Source organism: Streptosporangium sp. NPDC000396, from assembly GCF_042898655.1.
Taxonomy (GTDB): Bacteria; Actinomycetota; Actinomycetes; order Streptosporangiales; family Streptosporangiaceae; genus Streptosporangium.
In genome coordinates this window covers 128,742-143,483 of sequence record NZ_JBIAZA010000016.1, presented here as the reverse complement: position 1 = coordinate 143,483, position 14,742 = coordinate 128,742, and the positions used below count along the sequence as shown (strand labels likewise).

The window sequence follows — 14,742 nt, the reverse complement described above, 5'->3', positions numbered from 1 at the left end:
ACGCTGACAGGACGGAAATGATCGCGCCGTACGGCCTGCGCCCGTGAGCCGGTTCGCGCGGGCCGTACGCGATCGCACGACAAGACTGTTTCCTCTTTGTTCCGGCGCAGGCCTTCGGGCGCCGCCGCCCCGAACCGGGTCAGCCCCCGGCGGCCTCGGCGGTCTCCCTGGCCCAGCGGTAGTCGGCCTTGCCCGCCGGGGAGCGGACCATCTCCTCGACGAAGGCGAACGTCCGGGGCACCTTGTAGCCGGAGAGCTTCTCCCGGCAGTGGGCGTCGAGCTCCTCCACCGACGGCGTCATCCCCGGGCGGGGTTCGATCACCGCGGCGACCCGGCTGCCCCACCGTTCGTCGGGGATGCCGGTGACGACCGCGTCGAAGACCCCGGGGTGGCCCTTGAGGACCGCCTCGACCTCCTCGGGGAAGACCTTCTCGCCGCCGGTGTTGATGCAGACCGAGCCACGCCCGAAGATCGTGATGGTGCCGTCCGCCTCGACCTTGGCCATGTCGCCGGTGAGCAGCCAGCGCGTGCCCGCCTTGTCGGTCACGAAGGTGCGGCTGGTCTTGTCCTCGTCCTTGTAGTAGCCGAAGGCGATCCGGCCGCTCTTGGCGACCGTGCCGATCTCGTCCGAGCCGGGCTTGACCGGCTCCAGGGCCTCGTCGAGCACGGTCAGGTTGGAGGCGGCGTTGGCCTGGTACCGCTGGCCCGACTCGGGCGAGGAGCCGGGGACGGCCGAGGCGGTGTAACCGGACTCGGAGGAGCCGAAGTTGTCCAGGATCATCCTGCCGGGCAGCAGCTCCTGGAGACGGTCCCGGACGGAACCGGTCAGGATGGCACCGGTGGAGCTGAGCACCAGCAGCGACGACAGGTCGTAGGCGCCCGTGGCGATCTCGTCGGCCAGCGGGCGGGCCATGGCGTCGCCGGTGACGTTGATGGTCAGGACCTTCTCCCGTTCGATCGCCCGCAGCACCTCGGCCGCGTCGAACTTGCGGACGTAGACCATGGTCCCGCCCATCCACCAGGTGATGAAGGTGGCCATCTGCGCCGCGCCGTGCATCAGCGGCGCCGCCGCCATCATGGTCATCGGCCCGGCGGCCACGGCCGCCTCGATCACCTCCTCCGGCGTGGCGCGCGGCTCCCCGTAGGGGTTGCCGCCCCCGAAGCCGAAGAACAGGTCCTCGCACCGCCACATCACGCCCTTGGGCATGCCGGTCGTGCCGCCCGTGTAGATGACGTAGACGTCGTCGCCCGACCGTTCGGGGAACCCCCTCGTCTCCGGCCGGCCCTCCAGCGCCCGCTCGTACGGCACCGCCCCCTCGACCTTGGACGGGCCGCCCACCGCGATCAGGTGTCTCAGCTCGGGAGCCTGCGGGGCCACGGCCGCCACCCGATCGTCGAACTCCACGTCGAACAGCAGGGCCACGATGTCGGAGTCCTGATAGAGGTAGAGCAGTTCGGCCTCGACGTAGCGGTAGTTCACGTTCACCGGAACGGCCCGGAGCTTGAGCGCGGCCAGCATGCCCGCGACGTATTCGATGCCGTTGTAGAGATGGATGCCGACGTGCTGCCCGGCCCGCACGCCCTTGTCCGCCAGATAGTGCGCGAGCCGGTTGGCGTGCGCGTCCAGCTCGGCGTACGTCAGACGGCTGTCGCCGCAGATGACGGCGGCGCGGTCCCCGATCGCGTCCGCGAGCCCTTCGAACAGATCTGCGTGGTTGAACTCCATCGGGCCCCTCCTGGGGGGAGATCAGGGTTTGTCGCTGCCGACCATCCACATCGCGAAGAACTGGGCGCCGCCCCCGTAGGCGTGGCCCAGCGCCCGTCTGGCGCCGTCGACCTGGTGCTCCCCCGCCATCCCTCTGACCTGGAGCGCCGCCTCGGCGAACCGGATCAGCCCGGACGCGCCGATCGGATTGCTCGACAGGACCCCGCCCGAGGCGTTCCACGGGATGTCGCCGTCCAGGGCGGTGGCGCCGGACTCGGTGAGCTTCCAGCCCTCCCCCTCGGCGGCGAAGCCGAGGTTCTCCAACCACATCGGCTCGTACCAGGAGAAGGGCACGTACACCTCGGCCACGTCGATCTCCCGGCGCGGGTCGGTGATCCCGGCCTGCCGGTACACATCGGCCGCGCAGTCCTTGCCGCCCTGCGGGTTCACGGTGTCCCGCCCGGCCCGGAAGATCGGTTCCGAGCGCATCGCCGTACCCAGGACCCAGGCGGGGTTGCGGCCGGTGACCTTGTCCTCGGCGGCCAGGACCATCGCGCACGCGCCGTCCGACGACGGGCAGGTCTCCAGGTAGCGGATCGGCTCCCAGAGCATCGGGGTCGACTCGACCATCTTCTGGTCGATCCCGGGGATCCTCAGGTGGGCGTACGGGTTCTTCAGGGCGTTGAGCCGGTCTTTGACCGCCACCAGCGTGCCGATGTGGTCGGGAGCGCCGGAGCGGCGCATGTATTCGCGGATGTGCGGGGCGAAGTAACCGCCCGCGCCGACCACCAGCGAGGCGCTGAACGGCAGGTGCGTCGACAGGGCCCAGGTCGCGTTGGACTCCGACTGCTTCTCGAAGGCCACCACCAGCACCCGGTCGTGCACCCCGCCCTGGATCAGCGAGGCGCCCACCAGCGCGGTGGACCCGCCGACCGACCCGGCCGTGTGCACGCGCATCATCGGTTTGCCCGCGGCGCCGAGCGCGTCGGCCAGGTAGGCCTCCGGCATCATCACGCCCTCGAACAGGTCGGGCGCCTTGCCGATGACGACGGCGTCGATGTCCTTCCAGGTCAGGCCCGCGTCCTCCAGCGCGCGCAGGGCCGCCTCGCGGACCAGCCCGGCGATGGAGACGTCCCCTCGCTTGGTGGTGTAGCGGGTCTGCCCGACCCCGATGACCGCGCAGGGGTTACCCACGACTAGGCCTCCATCACGGTGACGAGGTTGTGCTGCAGGCAGGGGCCGCTGGAGGCGTGTCCGACGGTGCGGCTCGCCGCGCCGTCCAGGATGCGCTGGGCGGCCTCGCCGATCCTGATGAGCCCGGTGGCCATGACCGGGTTCGCCGCGAGCGGCCCGCCGCTCGGGTTGACGATCGTGGCCTCGGGCAGCTCCAGTGCCTGGCGGAGGATGAGCTCCTCGTGGCTGAACTGGGCGTGGAGCTCGGCCACGTCGACGTGACCCTTGCCGACCCCCGCCGCTCGTGCGGCTTCGGCGGCGGAGGCCGACCGGGCGAAGTCTCTCATGCCCAGGTAATGCGGTTCTATGCGGTGGGCGATGCCCGTGATCCACGCCGGGTTCGCGCACAGCTCCCTGGCCAGGTCCCCGGCCGCGAGCACCACCGCGGCGGCGCCGTCGGTGATCGGGGCGATGTCGTACGGCCGCAGCGGCTCGACCTCGGCGTCGCCCCCGGAGGGGTCCGGCAGGTCGAGGGCACAGGGGTTGGCTCGCCCGTCGGCGCGGCTGCGCCGTACGATCTCGTCCAGTTCGGCGCGGTCCGCCCCGGCGGCCGAAGCCTGGAGCGCGGCGAAGGAGACCTGGTCGAGGCCGAGCGGAGCCAGGTAGTAAGGGTCGAGCTGAAGCGTCATGATCTCCCGCAGGTCCCCCTGGGAGGACTTGCCGAAGCCGTAGACCAGCGCCGAGTCGACGTCGCCGTGCTGGAGCCTGACCCAGGCCTCGTACAGCGCCCACGCGGCGTCCATCTCCACGTGGCTCTCGGAGATCGGCGGCCAGGCGCCGAGCGCGTCGAGCGCGGAGACGAAGGAGAACGGCGCGCCCGCCAGGTAGTCGCACGACCCCGAGCAGGTGAAGCCGAACTTCCGCAGACCCGTCTTCCGCCTGACCTCCTCCAGCAGGGGAAGGATCAGCTCCGGCTCGCTGAGCCCCTCGTCGACCGCGCTGTGCCGGGTCTGCGCGAACGCGACGACCGCTACCTCACGCATCACAGCTCCGCGTCCGGCTCGCCCGTGGGGGCGAACCACTTGATGTTGGCCATGGACGTCGTCCACTCCTCTTCGGGCACCCACGCGGCCCGCACCCGCATGCCCTGCCGTACCTCGTGGGCCGCGACCCCGCCGACCAGGGCGATCATGGGGATGTCCGAGCCGTCGAGCAGGATGTAGGCCGAGACGAACGGCACCTCGGGGGCACGGGGGTCGGGCAGGTTGTTGATCGCGAAGGTGGTGATGGTGCCGGTGTCCGGCAGCTCGACCTCCTCGGTGATCACGACGCCGCACTCCGGGCAGGACATCCGGTAGGGCACGTAGACCTTGTGGCAGGAGCCGCACCGGCAGCCGATGAAGGTTCCCCGCGCGATGCCCTCCAGGAAGCGGGCGAGCGCCAGCCCCGGCTTCACGACGTACTCGGCGCGAACCGGGGACACGATCCTGGTGACCTCGGGGACGAAGCTCTCGATGTCGGTGATGTGCCCGGTGCGCTCGGCCCGCCAGCGTGGGCGGACCCGCAGGCCGGGGCGCATGGCCTTGGCGTCGCCCGCGTCGACCGCGTGGACCAGCGCGGTGTCGGCTCCGTCCAGCCGGATCAGGGCCCAGGCGAACGGCCGGTCCAGCGGGTGGCCCTTGCGCGGGGTCCGCACCCACGACCAGCTCTCGACCGTTCCCGCCGGGCCGACCTCGACGAACTCTCCGGTGACGGCGTCGCCGGTGTCCGGGTCGTACTCCAGCGGTGGCACCAGCGTCCTTCCCGCGGCCGTGCGGACCCCGACGACGCGCCCGTCTCGCAGCTCGGTGAGGAACCGCCCGATCACCGGCCCCGTCGTGCGCGTGTAGCCTCCGGGGAACTCCAGCACGTGCCGCGCTTCCAAACTCATCCGCTCTTCCCCTCCTCCGCCGGGCACCGGTGTTTCGCGGATGCGGGACCCTCGTGATCGGCGCGCTTGTCGGAGCCTGGTCGCGAGCCCTCTTGCGGGCTCTCAGATCGCACGGTCCCGCCCTTCCCAGTACGGGTCGCGCAGCTTGCGTTTGAGGAGCTTGCCGTTGGGCTCGCGCGGCATCTCCTCGATGAAGTCGATGGACTTGGGCCACTTCATCTTCGCCAGGCGGCCCCTGAGCGATTCGAGGAGCTCGGCGGCGAGTTCGGGCGAGGGTGCGACGCCGGGCGTGGGCTCGACCACGGCCTTGATCTGCTCGCCCCACTCCTCGTCGGGGATGCCGAACACGGCCACGTCGGCGACCTTCGGGTGGACCATCAGCTCGTTCTCGATCTCGGCCGGGTAGATGTTGGCCCCACCCGAGATGATCAGGTCGGCCTTGCGGTCGCAGAGGAACAGGAAGCCTTCCTCGTCGAGATAGCCGATGTCGCCGACGGTGAAGTACTCCTTGAGGCGGTTCGCCTCGGTCTTCTCCTTGTCGCCCTTGTATTCGAAGCCGGAGCCCATCATCTTCATGTAGATCGTGCCCGGGGTGCCGGTCGGGACCGGCTCCAGGTTCTCGTCCACGATGAGCAGCTCGCTGATCGGCCAGGCGGTGCCGACGGTGCCGGGGTGCTTCTTCCAGCCCTCGGGGGTGGCGATCGTGCCGCCGCCCTCGGTCGCGGCGTAGTACTCGTAGATGCAGTCGCCCCACCACTCGAACATCGCCCACTTGACCGGGACCGGACAGGGCGCGGCGGCGTGGATCATCCATTTGAGCGAGGAGAGGTCGTACCTGTTCCTGACCTCGTCGGGGAGCGCGAGCAGGCGCTTGAAATGGGTGGGAACCATGTGCGAGTTGGTGACGCGGTATCTCTCGCAGAGCCGGAGCGTCTCCTCGGCCTCCCACTTGTCCATGTAGACGAGCGTGTGCCCCATGTGCAAGGCCGTACCGCCGAACTGGGTGACCGCGGTGTGGTAGTTCGGCGAGGTGATCAGGTGGGCGTTCTCCTTGCCCGGGGTCATGCCGAACAGACCGAGCAGGAACGTCATCATCTCGGCCGCGTCGTCCGGGTCCAGCCCGCTGAGCGCGCGCCGCACGCCCTTGGGCTTGCCGGTGGTGCCGGAGGTGTAGTGCATGGTGGCACCGGCCGTACGGTCCGCCGGAGCGGTGACGGGCCGGCCCTCGGTCAGGTCCGAAGCGGGCCGCACCCCTTCGACCTGCCCGAACGCGAAGACGCGATCCTGGGCGAGGCCCGACTCCGCGACGCCCCGCAGCCCCTCCTCCGCGTGGCGCTCGTCGATGAAGAAGGCCTGGGCCTCGCTGTCGGCGACGATGTAGCCGATCTCCGGGCCGGTGAGGTGCCAGTTGATCGGCGTGTAGTACCACCCGGCCTGCAGGGCGGCCAGGTAGAGCACCAGTCCGTCGGCGCCGTTCGGAACCAGGCCGCAGAGTCCGTCACCCGGCTTCAGACCCAGCTCCCGCAGGCCGTGCACGAACTGGTTGGCGCGGGCGAGCAGGTCACCGGCTCGATGTTCGGTGCCGTCCGGGTCCACGGCGGCGATCCAGTCGGGATCCGCCTGCGCCAGCCGCCAGAAGCCGAGCGTTCCCATCGGGAATCCTCTCTGATCGAAAGGCCTCCCGGATCGCCGAAGTGAATCATGTTCTCGAAATCACAAAGAACCCTGGCAGCACGGGAGGGATGGAACAAGAATCTGTTCTCGTACGCAGGGGCAGACTAACCCGCTTGAGACACACCGAGCAAGCGCTTGATTTAGACCGCGAACACGGATGCGGCCCGGCCCTCCCTGTCTCACCACCCTGAATCAGCGAGAGCCATCAGACAAGGACGACTTCCCTTCCCCCCTTCCCCCGATTCCCTTTTCCCCGGCTCCCCCGGCTTCCCTTCCCCCGGCGCCTCCTTCCCTGACGCCCCCTCTCCTCCAGCGCTCCTCCTCATCCCGACCCCCTCTCACCCCCCGGCGGCGCCGATCACCCGGCCTCCCAGCACCACCAGCCAGCGGCCGCACTCGCACCGCGAATAACGCACGGTCCCCTCGAAGCTGTCATGGGCGGACGCCGTGCCGGCCGCCAGGCGCCCGCACTCCGGACAGGAAGGAAGCTGCTTCACCGGGATGTTCGCAATCATGCGCCCAGGATGATGTAAGGGTTTAATACGTTTCAACCCTTACAGAGGAATGGCGGCCGAGCTCACCACGGCCCGGGCGGCGCCAGTCTGGCGGCGCGAGCCGTACGGGATCTAGGATTCCCTAGCAAGCGCTTGCTAACACGATGGAGGCCGTCCGTGGAACTTCTGCCGATCAGCACCCCCCACTGCCTCGTCGAGCGCGACGACCACATCGTCGTGGTGACCATGAACAGGCCCGAGGCGAAGAACGCCCTCTCCTCCGACATGCTGGTCGGCCTGGCCGACGCGTGGGCCTACGTCTCCGACGAGCCCGAGGTCCGGGTCGCCGTGCTGACCGGCGCGGGCGGAACCTTCTGCGCGGGCGCCGACCTGAAGGCCATGGGCACCCCGTCGAGCGACCCCCGGGTGCAGAAGCGGGCCGCGGAGATCCCCGACTTCCATTGGAAGGGCCTGCTCCGCGACTCCGGCGCGCTGCCCACCAAGCCGATCGTCTGCGCGGTCGAGGGCTACGCCGTGGCTGGGGGCACCGAGTTGCTCGTCGGCACCGACCTGCGCGTGGTCGCCGAGTCGGCCACCCTCGGCCTGTTCGAGGCCCGCCGCGCGCTGTTCCCCATGGGCGGCTCGGCGGTACGGCTTCCCCGCCAGATTCCCTACGCCTTCGCCATGGACATCCTGCTGACCGGGCGGGCCATCACCGCCCAGGAGGCCCTGAACATGGGCCTGGTCAACCAGGTGGTCCCGGACGGCCAGGCGCTCACGGCCGCCCTGGAGATCGCCGGGCAGATCGCCGAGTGCGGGCCGCTCGCCGTGCAGGCCATCCTGCGCACCTATCGCGAGACCCTGGGCATGCCCGAGGCCGAGGCCCTGAAGATCTCCGACGCCATCGGCTGGCCGGTGATCGGCTCCGAGGACGCCAAGGAGGGCTCCCGGGCCTTCAAGGAGAAGCGCCCGGCGGTCTACCGCGGCAAGTGACCCGCCGGTTTCGCGAACCGGACCGCCGGGCCGGTCACGGCACGAGAACCACGTGCCGCCCGGCCCGGCGGATACGAGATGTGACACGGGAGCCGTCCGTTCGCGGAACGGCACCCGGGCAGAGCACTACTCCTGGGTCAGGCGGCCCAGGCGTTCGGTGGCCTCGATGTATTTCTCCACCATTCCGAAGACCACGTCCTTGGCCGACCTCACCTGGTTCATGGTCCCGATGATCTGGCCGGCCGGGAAGGTCGCCAGCTCGGCGGCGTCGGAGCGGCCGATCCTCCGCAGGGCGTCGGAGACCAGCATGAACTGCAACGGCATCGGGAGAGTTCCCGGAGACTCCTCGGACTCCCAGGCGTCGGTCCAGTCGTTCTTCAGCAGACGCGCGGGCTTGCCCGTCCACGAGCGCGAGCGCACGGTGTCGCGGGAGGTCGCCTCCAGGATGCGCCGCTTGGCCATCTCGGGGGTGTCGGCCTCCTCGACGGTCAGCCAGATGGATCCGGTCCACACGCCCTCGGCGCCGAGTGCCAGGCCCGCCGCCATCTGGCGCCCGTCGCCGATGCCACCGGCGGCCAGCACGGGCACGTCCACCGCGTCCACGACCTGCGGGATGAGCACCATCGTGGAGATCTCACCGGTGTGCCCTCCCGCCTCGGTGCCCTGGGCGACGACGATGTCCACGCCGACCTCGACCTGCTTGACCGCGTGCCGGGGGGTCGAGGCCAGCGCCGCCACCTTCACGCCCTTGGCGTGGGCCAGCTCGACCACGTCGGCGGGCGGCGGGCCGAGGGCGTTGGCGAGCAGCGCGATGGGGTGCTTCAGCGCCACCTCGACCTGCGGCCGGGCGGTGGCGTCGGTCCAGCCGAGCAGGACCTTCCCCGCGTCGGAGCCGGACAGCTCCGGGACGTTGTGCGCGGCCAGCAGGTCGTCGACGAACTTGCGGTGCCCGTCGGGGATCATCCCCTGGAGCCGTCCCACCAGGTCCTCGGGAGAGTCGACGCCCAGGTCGGCTCCCGCGTAGGAGGCGGGCATGACCACGTCGACGCCGTACGGCCTGCCGTCGACATGGTCGTCGATCCACTTGAGCTCCATCTCGAGCTCTTCCGGAGTGAAGTAGAGGGCGCCGAGCACGCCCATCCCGCCGGCGCGGCTGACCGCGGCGACGACATCCCGGCAGTGGCTGAACGCGAAGATCGGAAGCTCGATGCCGAGCATGTCCGTGACACGTGTCCGCATGCGCCCACGGTACGATCCAAACCCAGCAAACTGCAACGCGTTCTAATATAGAATCTTTCGTCGATACTGACGATTAATCATAAAACGGGCACCTCTAAAGAGAACACGTTTCAGCGAGGCATCCTGCGCCAGATCGCGCGGGGCAGCACGCGCATCACCGCGAAGACCGCGCGCAGCCTGCCGGGAACCCACACGACCTCGGCGTTGGAACGCAGCCCCGCGATCACCGCGTCGGCGACCTCTCCCGGCGTGGACGACATCGGCGCGGGAGACATGCCCTCGGTCATCCTGCCGATGACGAACCCCGGCCGCACGACCATCACCCGGGCGCCCGAGCCGTACAGCGCGTCGCCCAGCCCCTGCGCGAAGCCGTCCAGCCCGGCCTTGGCCGAGCCGTACACGAAGTTGGCCCGCCGCACCCGCACCCCCGCCACCGAGGACAGGACCACCAGCGTGCCGTGACCCTGCCGGCGCAGCCGCCGGGCGGCGAACAGCCCGGCGGACACGTGGCCTCCGTAGTTGACCGCGACCGCCTCGGCGGCGGCCACCGGGTCGGCGTCGTAGGCGGCCTGGCTGCCCAGGACGCCGAAGGCGGGGATCACCACGTCGAGGTCGCCGACCAGCTTCGCGGCGCTCTCGATCACCTCACCGTGCGTCTCCGGCCGGGAGGCGTCGAACTCCAGCAGGTGCACCTCGGCGCTCCCGATCACCGGGGGCGTGTCACCGGGGTTCCTGGCGGCGAGCACGACCCGGCGGGCGCCGTCGCGGACCAGCCGCTCGACGATCGCCAGCCCGATCTCGCTGCGCCCGCCCAGCAGCAGCACGGTGTCCACCGAGCCCAGGGCGTTCTTCACGGGCAGTCCTCCTCGAGAAACCTCACAGGTCCAGTCTCCTCGCCAGGTCGGAGCGGAACACCCCTTCGGGGTCCGCCTCGTCGCGGACCTTACGCCACTCGCCCAGCCGCGGATACATCGCGGCCATCGTCCCGGCCGACATCCGCGAGTCCTTGGCCAGGTAGACCCGCCCGCCCGCCTCCGCCACCCAGCCGTCGAACTCCCGCAGCAGCCCGGCCAGGCCTCGCCTGCCCGCGGGGATGTCCAGGGCGAGCGTCCAGCCCGGGATCGGGAACGACAGCATCCCGGGAGTGCCGGGGCCGAACCGTTTGAGCACGGCGAGGAAGGAGACCACGCCCTCGGCCGACAACCGGGAGACGATCCGCCGCAGCGTCGCCTCCTCGCCGAACGGGACCACGAACTGGTACTGGACGAAGCCGTGCGAGCCGTACGCCCGGTTCCAGCCGTCCACGAAGTCCAGCGGGTGGAAGAACGGCGCGAGGTCCTGGACGAGACCGGTCCGGGGACGCGCCCTGCGATACCAGGCCTCGTTGAAGGCCCGCACGGTCACCGGGTTGAGCAGGCCGTTCGGCACCCAGGGCGGGGCCTTCAGCACCGAACCGGGGGCGAACGCCAGCGGGTCGGCGCCGCGCGGCAGCTCGTCGCGGCCCGCGTGGTCGCCCCGGGTGAGCACGCTGCGGCCCATCCGGCCGCCGCGGGCGAGCAGGTCGATCCAGGCGACGGTGTAGCGGTAGCGGCCGTCGGTGGCGGTCATCGTCTCAAGGGTGTGCTCCAGGTCGCGGGTGCGCTCGACGTCCACCCGCATGCGCGAGGTCTCGATCGGGACGCACCGGAACACCGCCTCGGTGATCACACCCGTGAGCCCCATCCCGCCGACCGTGGCCCAGAACAGGTCGCTTTCCGGCGTGAGCGTACGGCTGACGCCGTCGGCCGTGACCAGGGTGAGAGAGCGCAGATGGGCGCCGAGGGAGGAGTCGGCGTGGTGGTTCTTGCCGTGCACGTCGGCCGCCACGGCCCCGCCGACGGTCACGTGCCGGGTGCCCGGGGTGACCGGGACGAACCAGCCCCGGGGCACGAGGGCGGCCATCAGGTCGTGCAGGCTCAGTCCCCCGGCGGCGGTGACCAGGCCGGTGGCCTCGTCCAGGGACCAGGAGGTCAGCGCGGTGCAGTCGAGCACCAGCCCTCCGGCGTTCTGCGCGGCGTCTCCGTAGGAGCGGCCGAGCCCCCGTGCGGCGATGCCGCGGCCGGGCGCCCGCCGTACCAGCTCCGCGACCTCCTCGGCCGAACGGGGCCGGGCCAGGCGCGCCGGGGTCGGCGCGGTACGGCCCCAGCCGGTCAGGAAGGTCATCGAAACTCCTCAAGCGTGGAGACCGCGGGCTTCCGCCGGGGAAGGAGGTCAGGTCAGGTATATCGCGACGGCGAGCGAGACGAGCAGGAGCGCGATGAACACCTGGAGATGCCGATCGCGCAGGGCGAGCTCCTCGGGCTCCTCTCCCACGCCCCGGTCCACCAGCAGATTATGCCGCAGGACGATGAGCACGAAGGGGATGATACTGATCGCGTGGAACGGCCCGGGGTGGTCGTTCAGCGCCCACAGGCAGTAGGTCACGATCATGGCGCCGGAGGACATCGCCCGCACCCCCGCGAGGTAGGTGGGCGTGTAGGCGGACAGGATGGCCCGCGTGGCGTTGCCGTCGGAGGCGCGCAGCTCCGCCTCGCGCTTGCCCGCCACGAGCTGGAGCGAGCCGAGCGAGACCACCACGAGGAACCAGTTCGTCACCGGCACGTCCACGGCCACCGCTCCCGCGAAGGCGCGGATGACGTGGCAGCCCGCGACCGCGACCAGGTCCACCACCTCCTGGTGCTTGAGCCAGTAGGTGTAGGAGAAGGTCAGCGCCAGATATCCGGCGACGACGGCCGGCAGCCGCCAGCCGCCGGACAGCGCGGCGAGCGCCGGGGCCAGCGCGACGAGCAGGCCCCCGGCGACCCACGCGAGCCGCACCGGGACCAGGCCCGCCGCGATCGGGCGATGGCGCTTGCGCGGGTGACGGCGATCGGCCTCGACGTCGGCGGCGTCGTTGAGCAGGTAGGCGCCGCTCGCCGCCGCGCAGAACGCCACGAAGGCGATCAGCGCGTCCAGCAGTCCCTGGACGGTCACCAGCACGCCCGCCGCCGCCGGCGCCGCGAAGACCAGGGCGTTCTTCAGCCACTGGCGCGGGCGGCAGGCCCGGACGAGGGCGGCGGGTGAGAATCCCCGGGCAGCGCGCGCGGCCGCCGGCGGATCCGCCGGCGGCCGTGCGACAGTCTTTTCCTCGCTCACCGAATCCTGTTCGTCAGGCCTTCTTGCCGCCGCGGATCGCGATGACGCCGACGACCAGCAGGACGAGGCCCACCAGGAGAAGGACCATCGGGATCGTCACTTTGAGCAGGGTGATCTGGCTCTTGCTGCTGGTGGCGTCCTCCACCAGTTCGCTGACCGTCTGGGGGGTCATCTTGGCCGTCGCGACGAGGGCGATGACGCTGTGGATGCCGTCCTGGGTCTTGAGGACCTCGTGGCGCTGCTGCTCCTGCTTGACCGGCGAGCCGGTCGTGGGCTCGATCCAGAACGTGTTCTTGCCGTCGTAGAACCGGTCGACCTGGACGTCGCCCGTCGTGTCCGTCACGCCCATGATCGAGGCGGGAACACTACGGGTCTCGGTCTTCGTGGTCGGGACGTCCTGCTCGAACCGGTAGACCGGCAGCCCGTTGACGTTCTCCTCGGCGACGAACTTGGCGTCGAACGCCATGCCGGTGGTGGAGTTGAACACCTTGTAGGTCTTCTTCTCCACGTCGAACGGGAACTTGTAGATCTGGCCCTCAAGCTTGCTGGGCTTCTTGTCGATGTTCACCGAACAGCAGTTGATGCCCTCGCCGGTGAACTTGTTGAAGGCACTGCGCCGCTCGACGAACGTGATCATCCGGTTGTTGTTGGTCACGTCGTTCGCCACGGTGGCCTCGTCCCAGACGACCCGGTCGCCCTCGGCCTGGGACACGTCTCCGCGGGTGGTCACGATGATGTCGAGCTTGCCGGTCATCACCTTGAGGTCCTTGGCGCTGAAGTACTGCGCCCCCTCGGCTTCCAGCCTGGAGATCCCGTACTGCGCGGCCGGAGCCGCGATCAGACTGCCTCCGATCACGATCCGCACAAGCGGCGCCAGCACGATAAGGAACGCCCCGATAGCTAAAAGGACTACTCCGACAACCCGGCGCATCTACCCTCCTGGGGGATTCCAACTCTGGGGGGTTTAAGGGGGGATAGGTGGATTAACGATGCTACTCGCCGGTATGTTAGTTGCCGAGAGTGACCGACGTCACGAGGGATGCGGAAAAGTGACCGAAACAGGTTCTAGATCGGAATCCCTCTCCCGGCCGGGCTCTCCCGGCCCACGGCCGGATCTCGCCAGACCCCCGCAGGATCTCTCCAGGGCCGGCGGTCACCTGGACACCCTCGACGGCGTGCGCGCCATCGCCTCGTTCGCGGTGCTCGTCTTCCACGTGGCGACCGAGACCGGGGCCGCGCTGGAGGAGGGCTTCACCGGCGCGCTGCTCGCCCGCGGCGACGTCGCCGTGCCGATCTTCTTCGCGCTCTCCGGACTGCTGCTCTACCGTCCCTTCGCGGCGTCGCTGCTGCACGGGCACCCCGCCGTCCGCACCCGGTCCTACCTGTGGAAGCGGGCCGTGCGCATCCTCCCCGCCTACTGGCTGGTCGTCGTCACGGCCATGCTCCTGTGGTCCCGTGATCACCTGTCCGACGGCTGGACCTGGTTCAAGCTCCTCACCCTCAGCCAGAACTACGACACCACCCCCTGGTGGTTCGGCCTGGGCCCCAAGGGCCTCGCCCAGATGTGGAGCCTGTCGGTGGAGGCGGCCTTCTACATCGTGCTTCCCCTGCTCGCGGTGGGGCTGACGGCCTTCGCGCGGCGTGGCGGCGAAAGCGTGCCGGCCCGGGCCAGGCGGCTGCTGATCGGCCTGGGCGCGCTGGGGGCGCTGTCCTTCGCCTGGACGCTGGCGACCTACTACCCGGAATACCGGCCCTACCTGAACTCCTGGCCACCCCGGTCGGCGATCTTCTTCGCCGCGGGGATGGCCCTGGCCGTGGTCCTGGCCTGGGCGCGGGCCGACCTGGACGAGAACTCCCCGGCACGGCGCTTCGAGCACGCGGTGGCGGCCTCCCCCGGCTCGTGGTGGCTGGTCGCGGCCCTGACGTACGCGCTCGCCGCCTCCCCGGTGACCGGGACCCGGTTCCTCGGCATCGACGGCGTCTGGTCCGGCCTGTTCGAGCTGACCCTCTACACGGTCGTCGCCGTGTGCCTGCTCATCCCCGCCGTGTTCCCGCCGGAGGGGGACTCTCTCGTCAGCCGCCTGCTCGGCAACCGGGTGATGGCCTATCTCGGCCGGATCTCCTACGGCGTGTTCCTCTGGCAGTTCGTGGCGATCTACCTCTGGTACGGCTTCACCGCGCAGCGGCCCTTCACCGGCGGCTTCCTGGCCAACCTGGCGCCCATCACCGCCCTGACGCTGGCGATGGCCGCCCTGACCTACCGGTTCGTGGAACGGCCGCTCCGCCGCCTCAACCGCGTCGTCTCCTGACCGTCCGTCCCGGCCCGGACCGTGCCGCCGGGCCTGCGCTTGGCCATATTC

Annotated in this window: 13 protein-coding genes; 2 read left to right on the top strand and 11 right to left on the bottom strand. The window is 70.2% G+C overall.

Going from position 1 to position 14,742, the window contains the following annotated elements; translation table 11 throughout:
• Nucleotides 1-139: 139 nt before the first annotated feature.
• The 6 genes from ACFY2X_RS25820 to ACFY2X_RS25795 all read right to left on the bottom strand — a co-directional run bounded on the left by ACFY2X_RS25820 (nucleotide 140) and on the right by ACFY2X_RS25795 (nucleotide 6,997).
• A complete protein-coding gene (locus tag ACFY2X_RS25820; protein WP_389942157.1) occupies nucleotides 140-1,726 on the bottom strand; it encodes an acyl-CoA synthetase in 1,587 nt (528 codons plus the stop codon).
• A 21-nt stretch (nucleotides 1,727-1,747) separates the two neighbouring features.
• Nucleotides 1,748-2,899, bottom strand: a complete 1,152-nt coding sequence (locus ACFY2X_RS25815) for a thiolase domain-containing protein (protein ID WP_389942154.1) — start codon at nucleotides 2,897-2,899, stop codon at nucleotides 1,748-1,750.
• 2 nt (nucleotides 2,900-2,901) lie between these two features.
• Entirely contained in the window at nucleotides 2,902-3,921 is a 1,020-nt protein-coding gene (locus tag ACFY2X_RS25810; RefSeq protein ID WP_389942152.1) for a thiolase domain-containing protein, read from the bottom strand.
• Nucleotides 3,921-4,808, bottom strand: a complete 888-nt coding sequence (locus ACFY2X_RS25805; RefSeq protein ID WP_389942149.1) for a Zn-ribbon domain-containing OB-fold protein — start codon at nucleotides 4,806-4,808, stop codon at nucleotides 3,921-3,923. The genes ACFY2X_RS25810 and ACFY2X_RS25805 overlap by 1 nt, the downstream gene beginning before the upstream one ends.
• A 102-nt stretch (nucleotides 4,809-4,910) precedes the next feature.
• Nucleotides 4,911-6,461 (bottom strand): acyl-CoA synthetase, encoded by a 1,551-nt coding sequence (locus ACFY2X_RS25800; protein ID WP_389942146.1) that lies wholly within the window; start codon nucleotides 6,459-6,461, stop codon nucleotides 4,911-4,913.
• A gap of 359 nt (nucleotides 6,462-6,820) precedes the next feature.
• Nucleotides 6,821-6,997, bottom strand: a complete 177-nt coding sequence (locus ACFY2X_RS25795) for a hypothetical protein (protein WP_389942143.1) — start codon at nucleotides 6,995-6,997, stop codon at nucleotides 6,821-6,823.
• 156 nt (nucleotides 6,998-7,153) lie between these two features.
• On the opposite strand from ACFY2X_RS25795, the gene ACFY2X_RS25790 reads away from it, so the two are divergent.
• Nucleotides 7,154-7,969 carry a crotonase/enoyl-CoA hydratase family protein gene (locus ACFY2X_RS25790; protein ID WP_389942140.1) on the top strand — a complete coding sequence of 272 codons (816 nt, stop codon included), beginning with the start codon at nucleotides 7,154-7,156 and terminating at the stop codon, nucleotides 7,967-7,969.
• A gap of 126 nt (nucleotides 7,970-8,095) precedes the next feature.
• On the opposite strand, the gene ACFY2X_RS25785 is transcribed toward ACFY2X_RS25790, so the two are convergent.
• The 5 genes from ACFY2X_RS25785 to ACFY2X_RS25765 all read right to left on the bottom strand — a co-directional run bounded on the left by ACFY2X_RS25785 (nucleotide 8,096) and on the right by ACFY2X_RS25765 (nucleotide 13,313).
• Nucleotides 8,096-9,208 carry an NAD(P)H-dependent flavin oxidoreductase gene (locus ACFY2X_RS25785; RefSeq protein ID WP_389942137.1) on the bottom strand — a complete coding sequence of 371 codons (1,113 nt, stop codon included), beginning with the start codon at nucleotides 9,206-9,208 and terminating at the stop codon, nucleotides 8,096-8,098.
• Nucleotides 9,209-9,318: 110 nt separating this feature from the next.
• Nucleotides 9,319-10,062 carry an SDR family NAD(P)-dependent oxidoreductase gene (locus ACFY2X_RS25780; protein WP_389942134.1) on the bottom strand — a complete coding sequence of 248 codons (744 nt, stop codon included), beginning with the start codon at nucleotides 10,060-10,062 and terminating at the stop codon, nucleotides 9,319-9,321.
• A gap of 22 nt (nucleotides 10,063-10,084) precedes the next feature.
• A complete protein-coding gene (locus ACFY2X_RS25775; RefSeq protein ID WP_389942131.1) occupies nucleotides 10,085-11,410 on the bottom strand; it encodes an FAD-binding protein in 1,326 nt (441 codons plus the stop codon).
• 48 nt (nucleotides 11,411-11,458) lie between these two features.
• A complete protein-coding gene (locus ACFY2X_RS25770; RefSeq protein ID WP_389942127.1) occupies nucleotides 11,459-12,382 on the bottom strand; it encodes a decaprenyl-phosphate phosphoribosyltransferase in 924 nt (307 codons plus the stop codon).
• 13 nt (nucleotides 12,383-12,395) lie between these two features.
• Nucleotides 12,396-13,313 (bottom strand): DUF3068 domain-containing protein, encoded by a 918-nt coding sequence (locus tag ACFY2X_RS25765; RefSeq protein WP_389942124.1) that lies wholly within the window; start codon nucleotides 13,311-13,313, stop codon nucleotides 12,396-12,398.
• Between the two features lie 244 nt (nucleotides 13,314-13,557).
• Between ACFY2X_RS25765 and ACFY2X_RS25760 the strand changes: the two genes are divergently transcribed.
• On the top strand, nucleotides 13,558-14,691 hold the full coding sequence (locus ACFY2X_RS25760) for an acyltransferase family protein (RefSeq protein WP_389942121.1): 1,134 nt from the start codon (nucleotides 13,558-13,560) through the stop codon (nucleotides 14,689-14,691).
• Nucleotides 14,692-14,742: the final 51 nt, after the last annotated feature.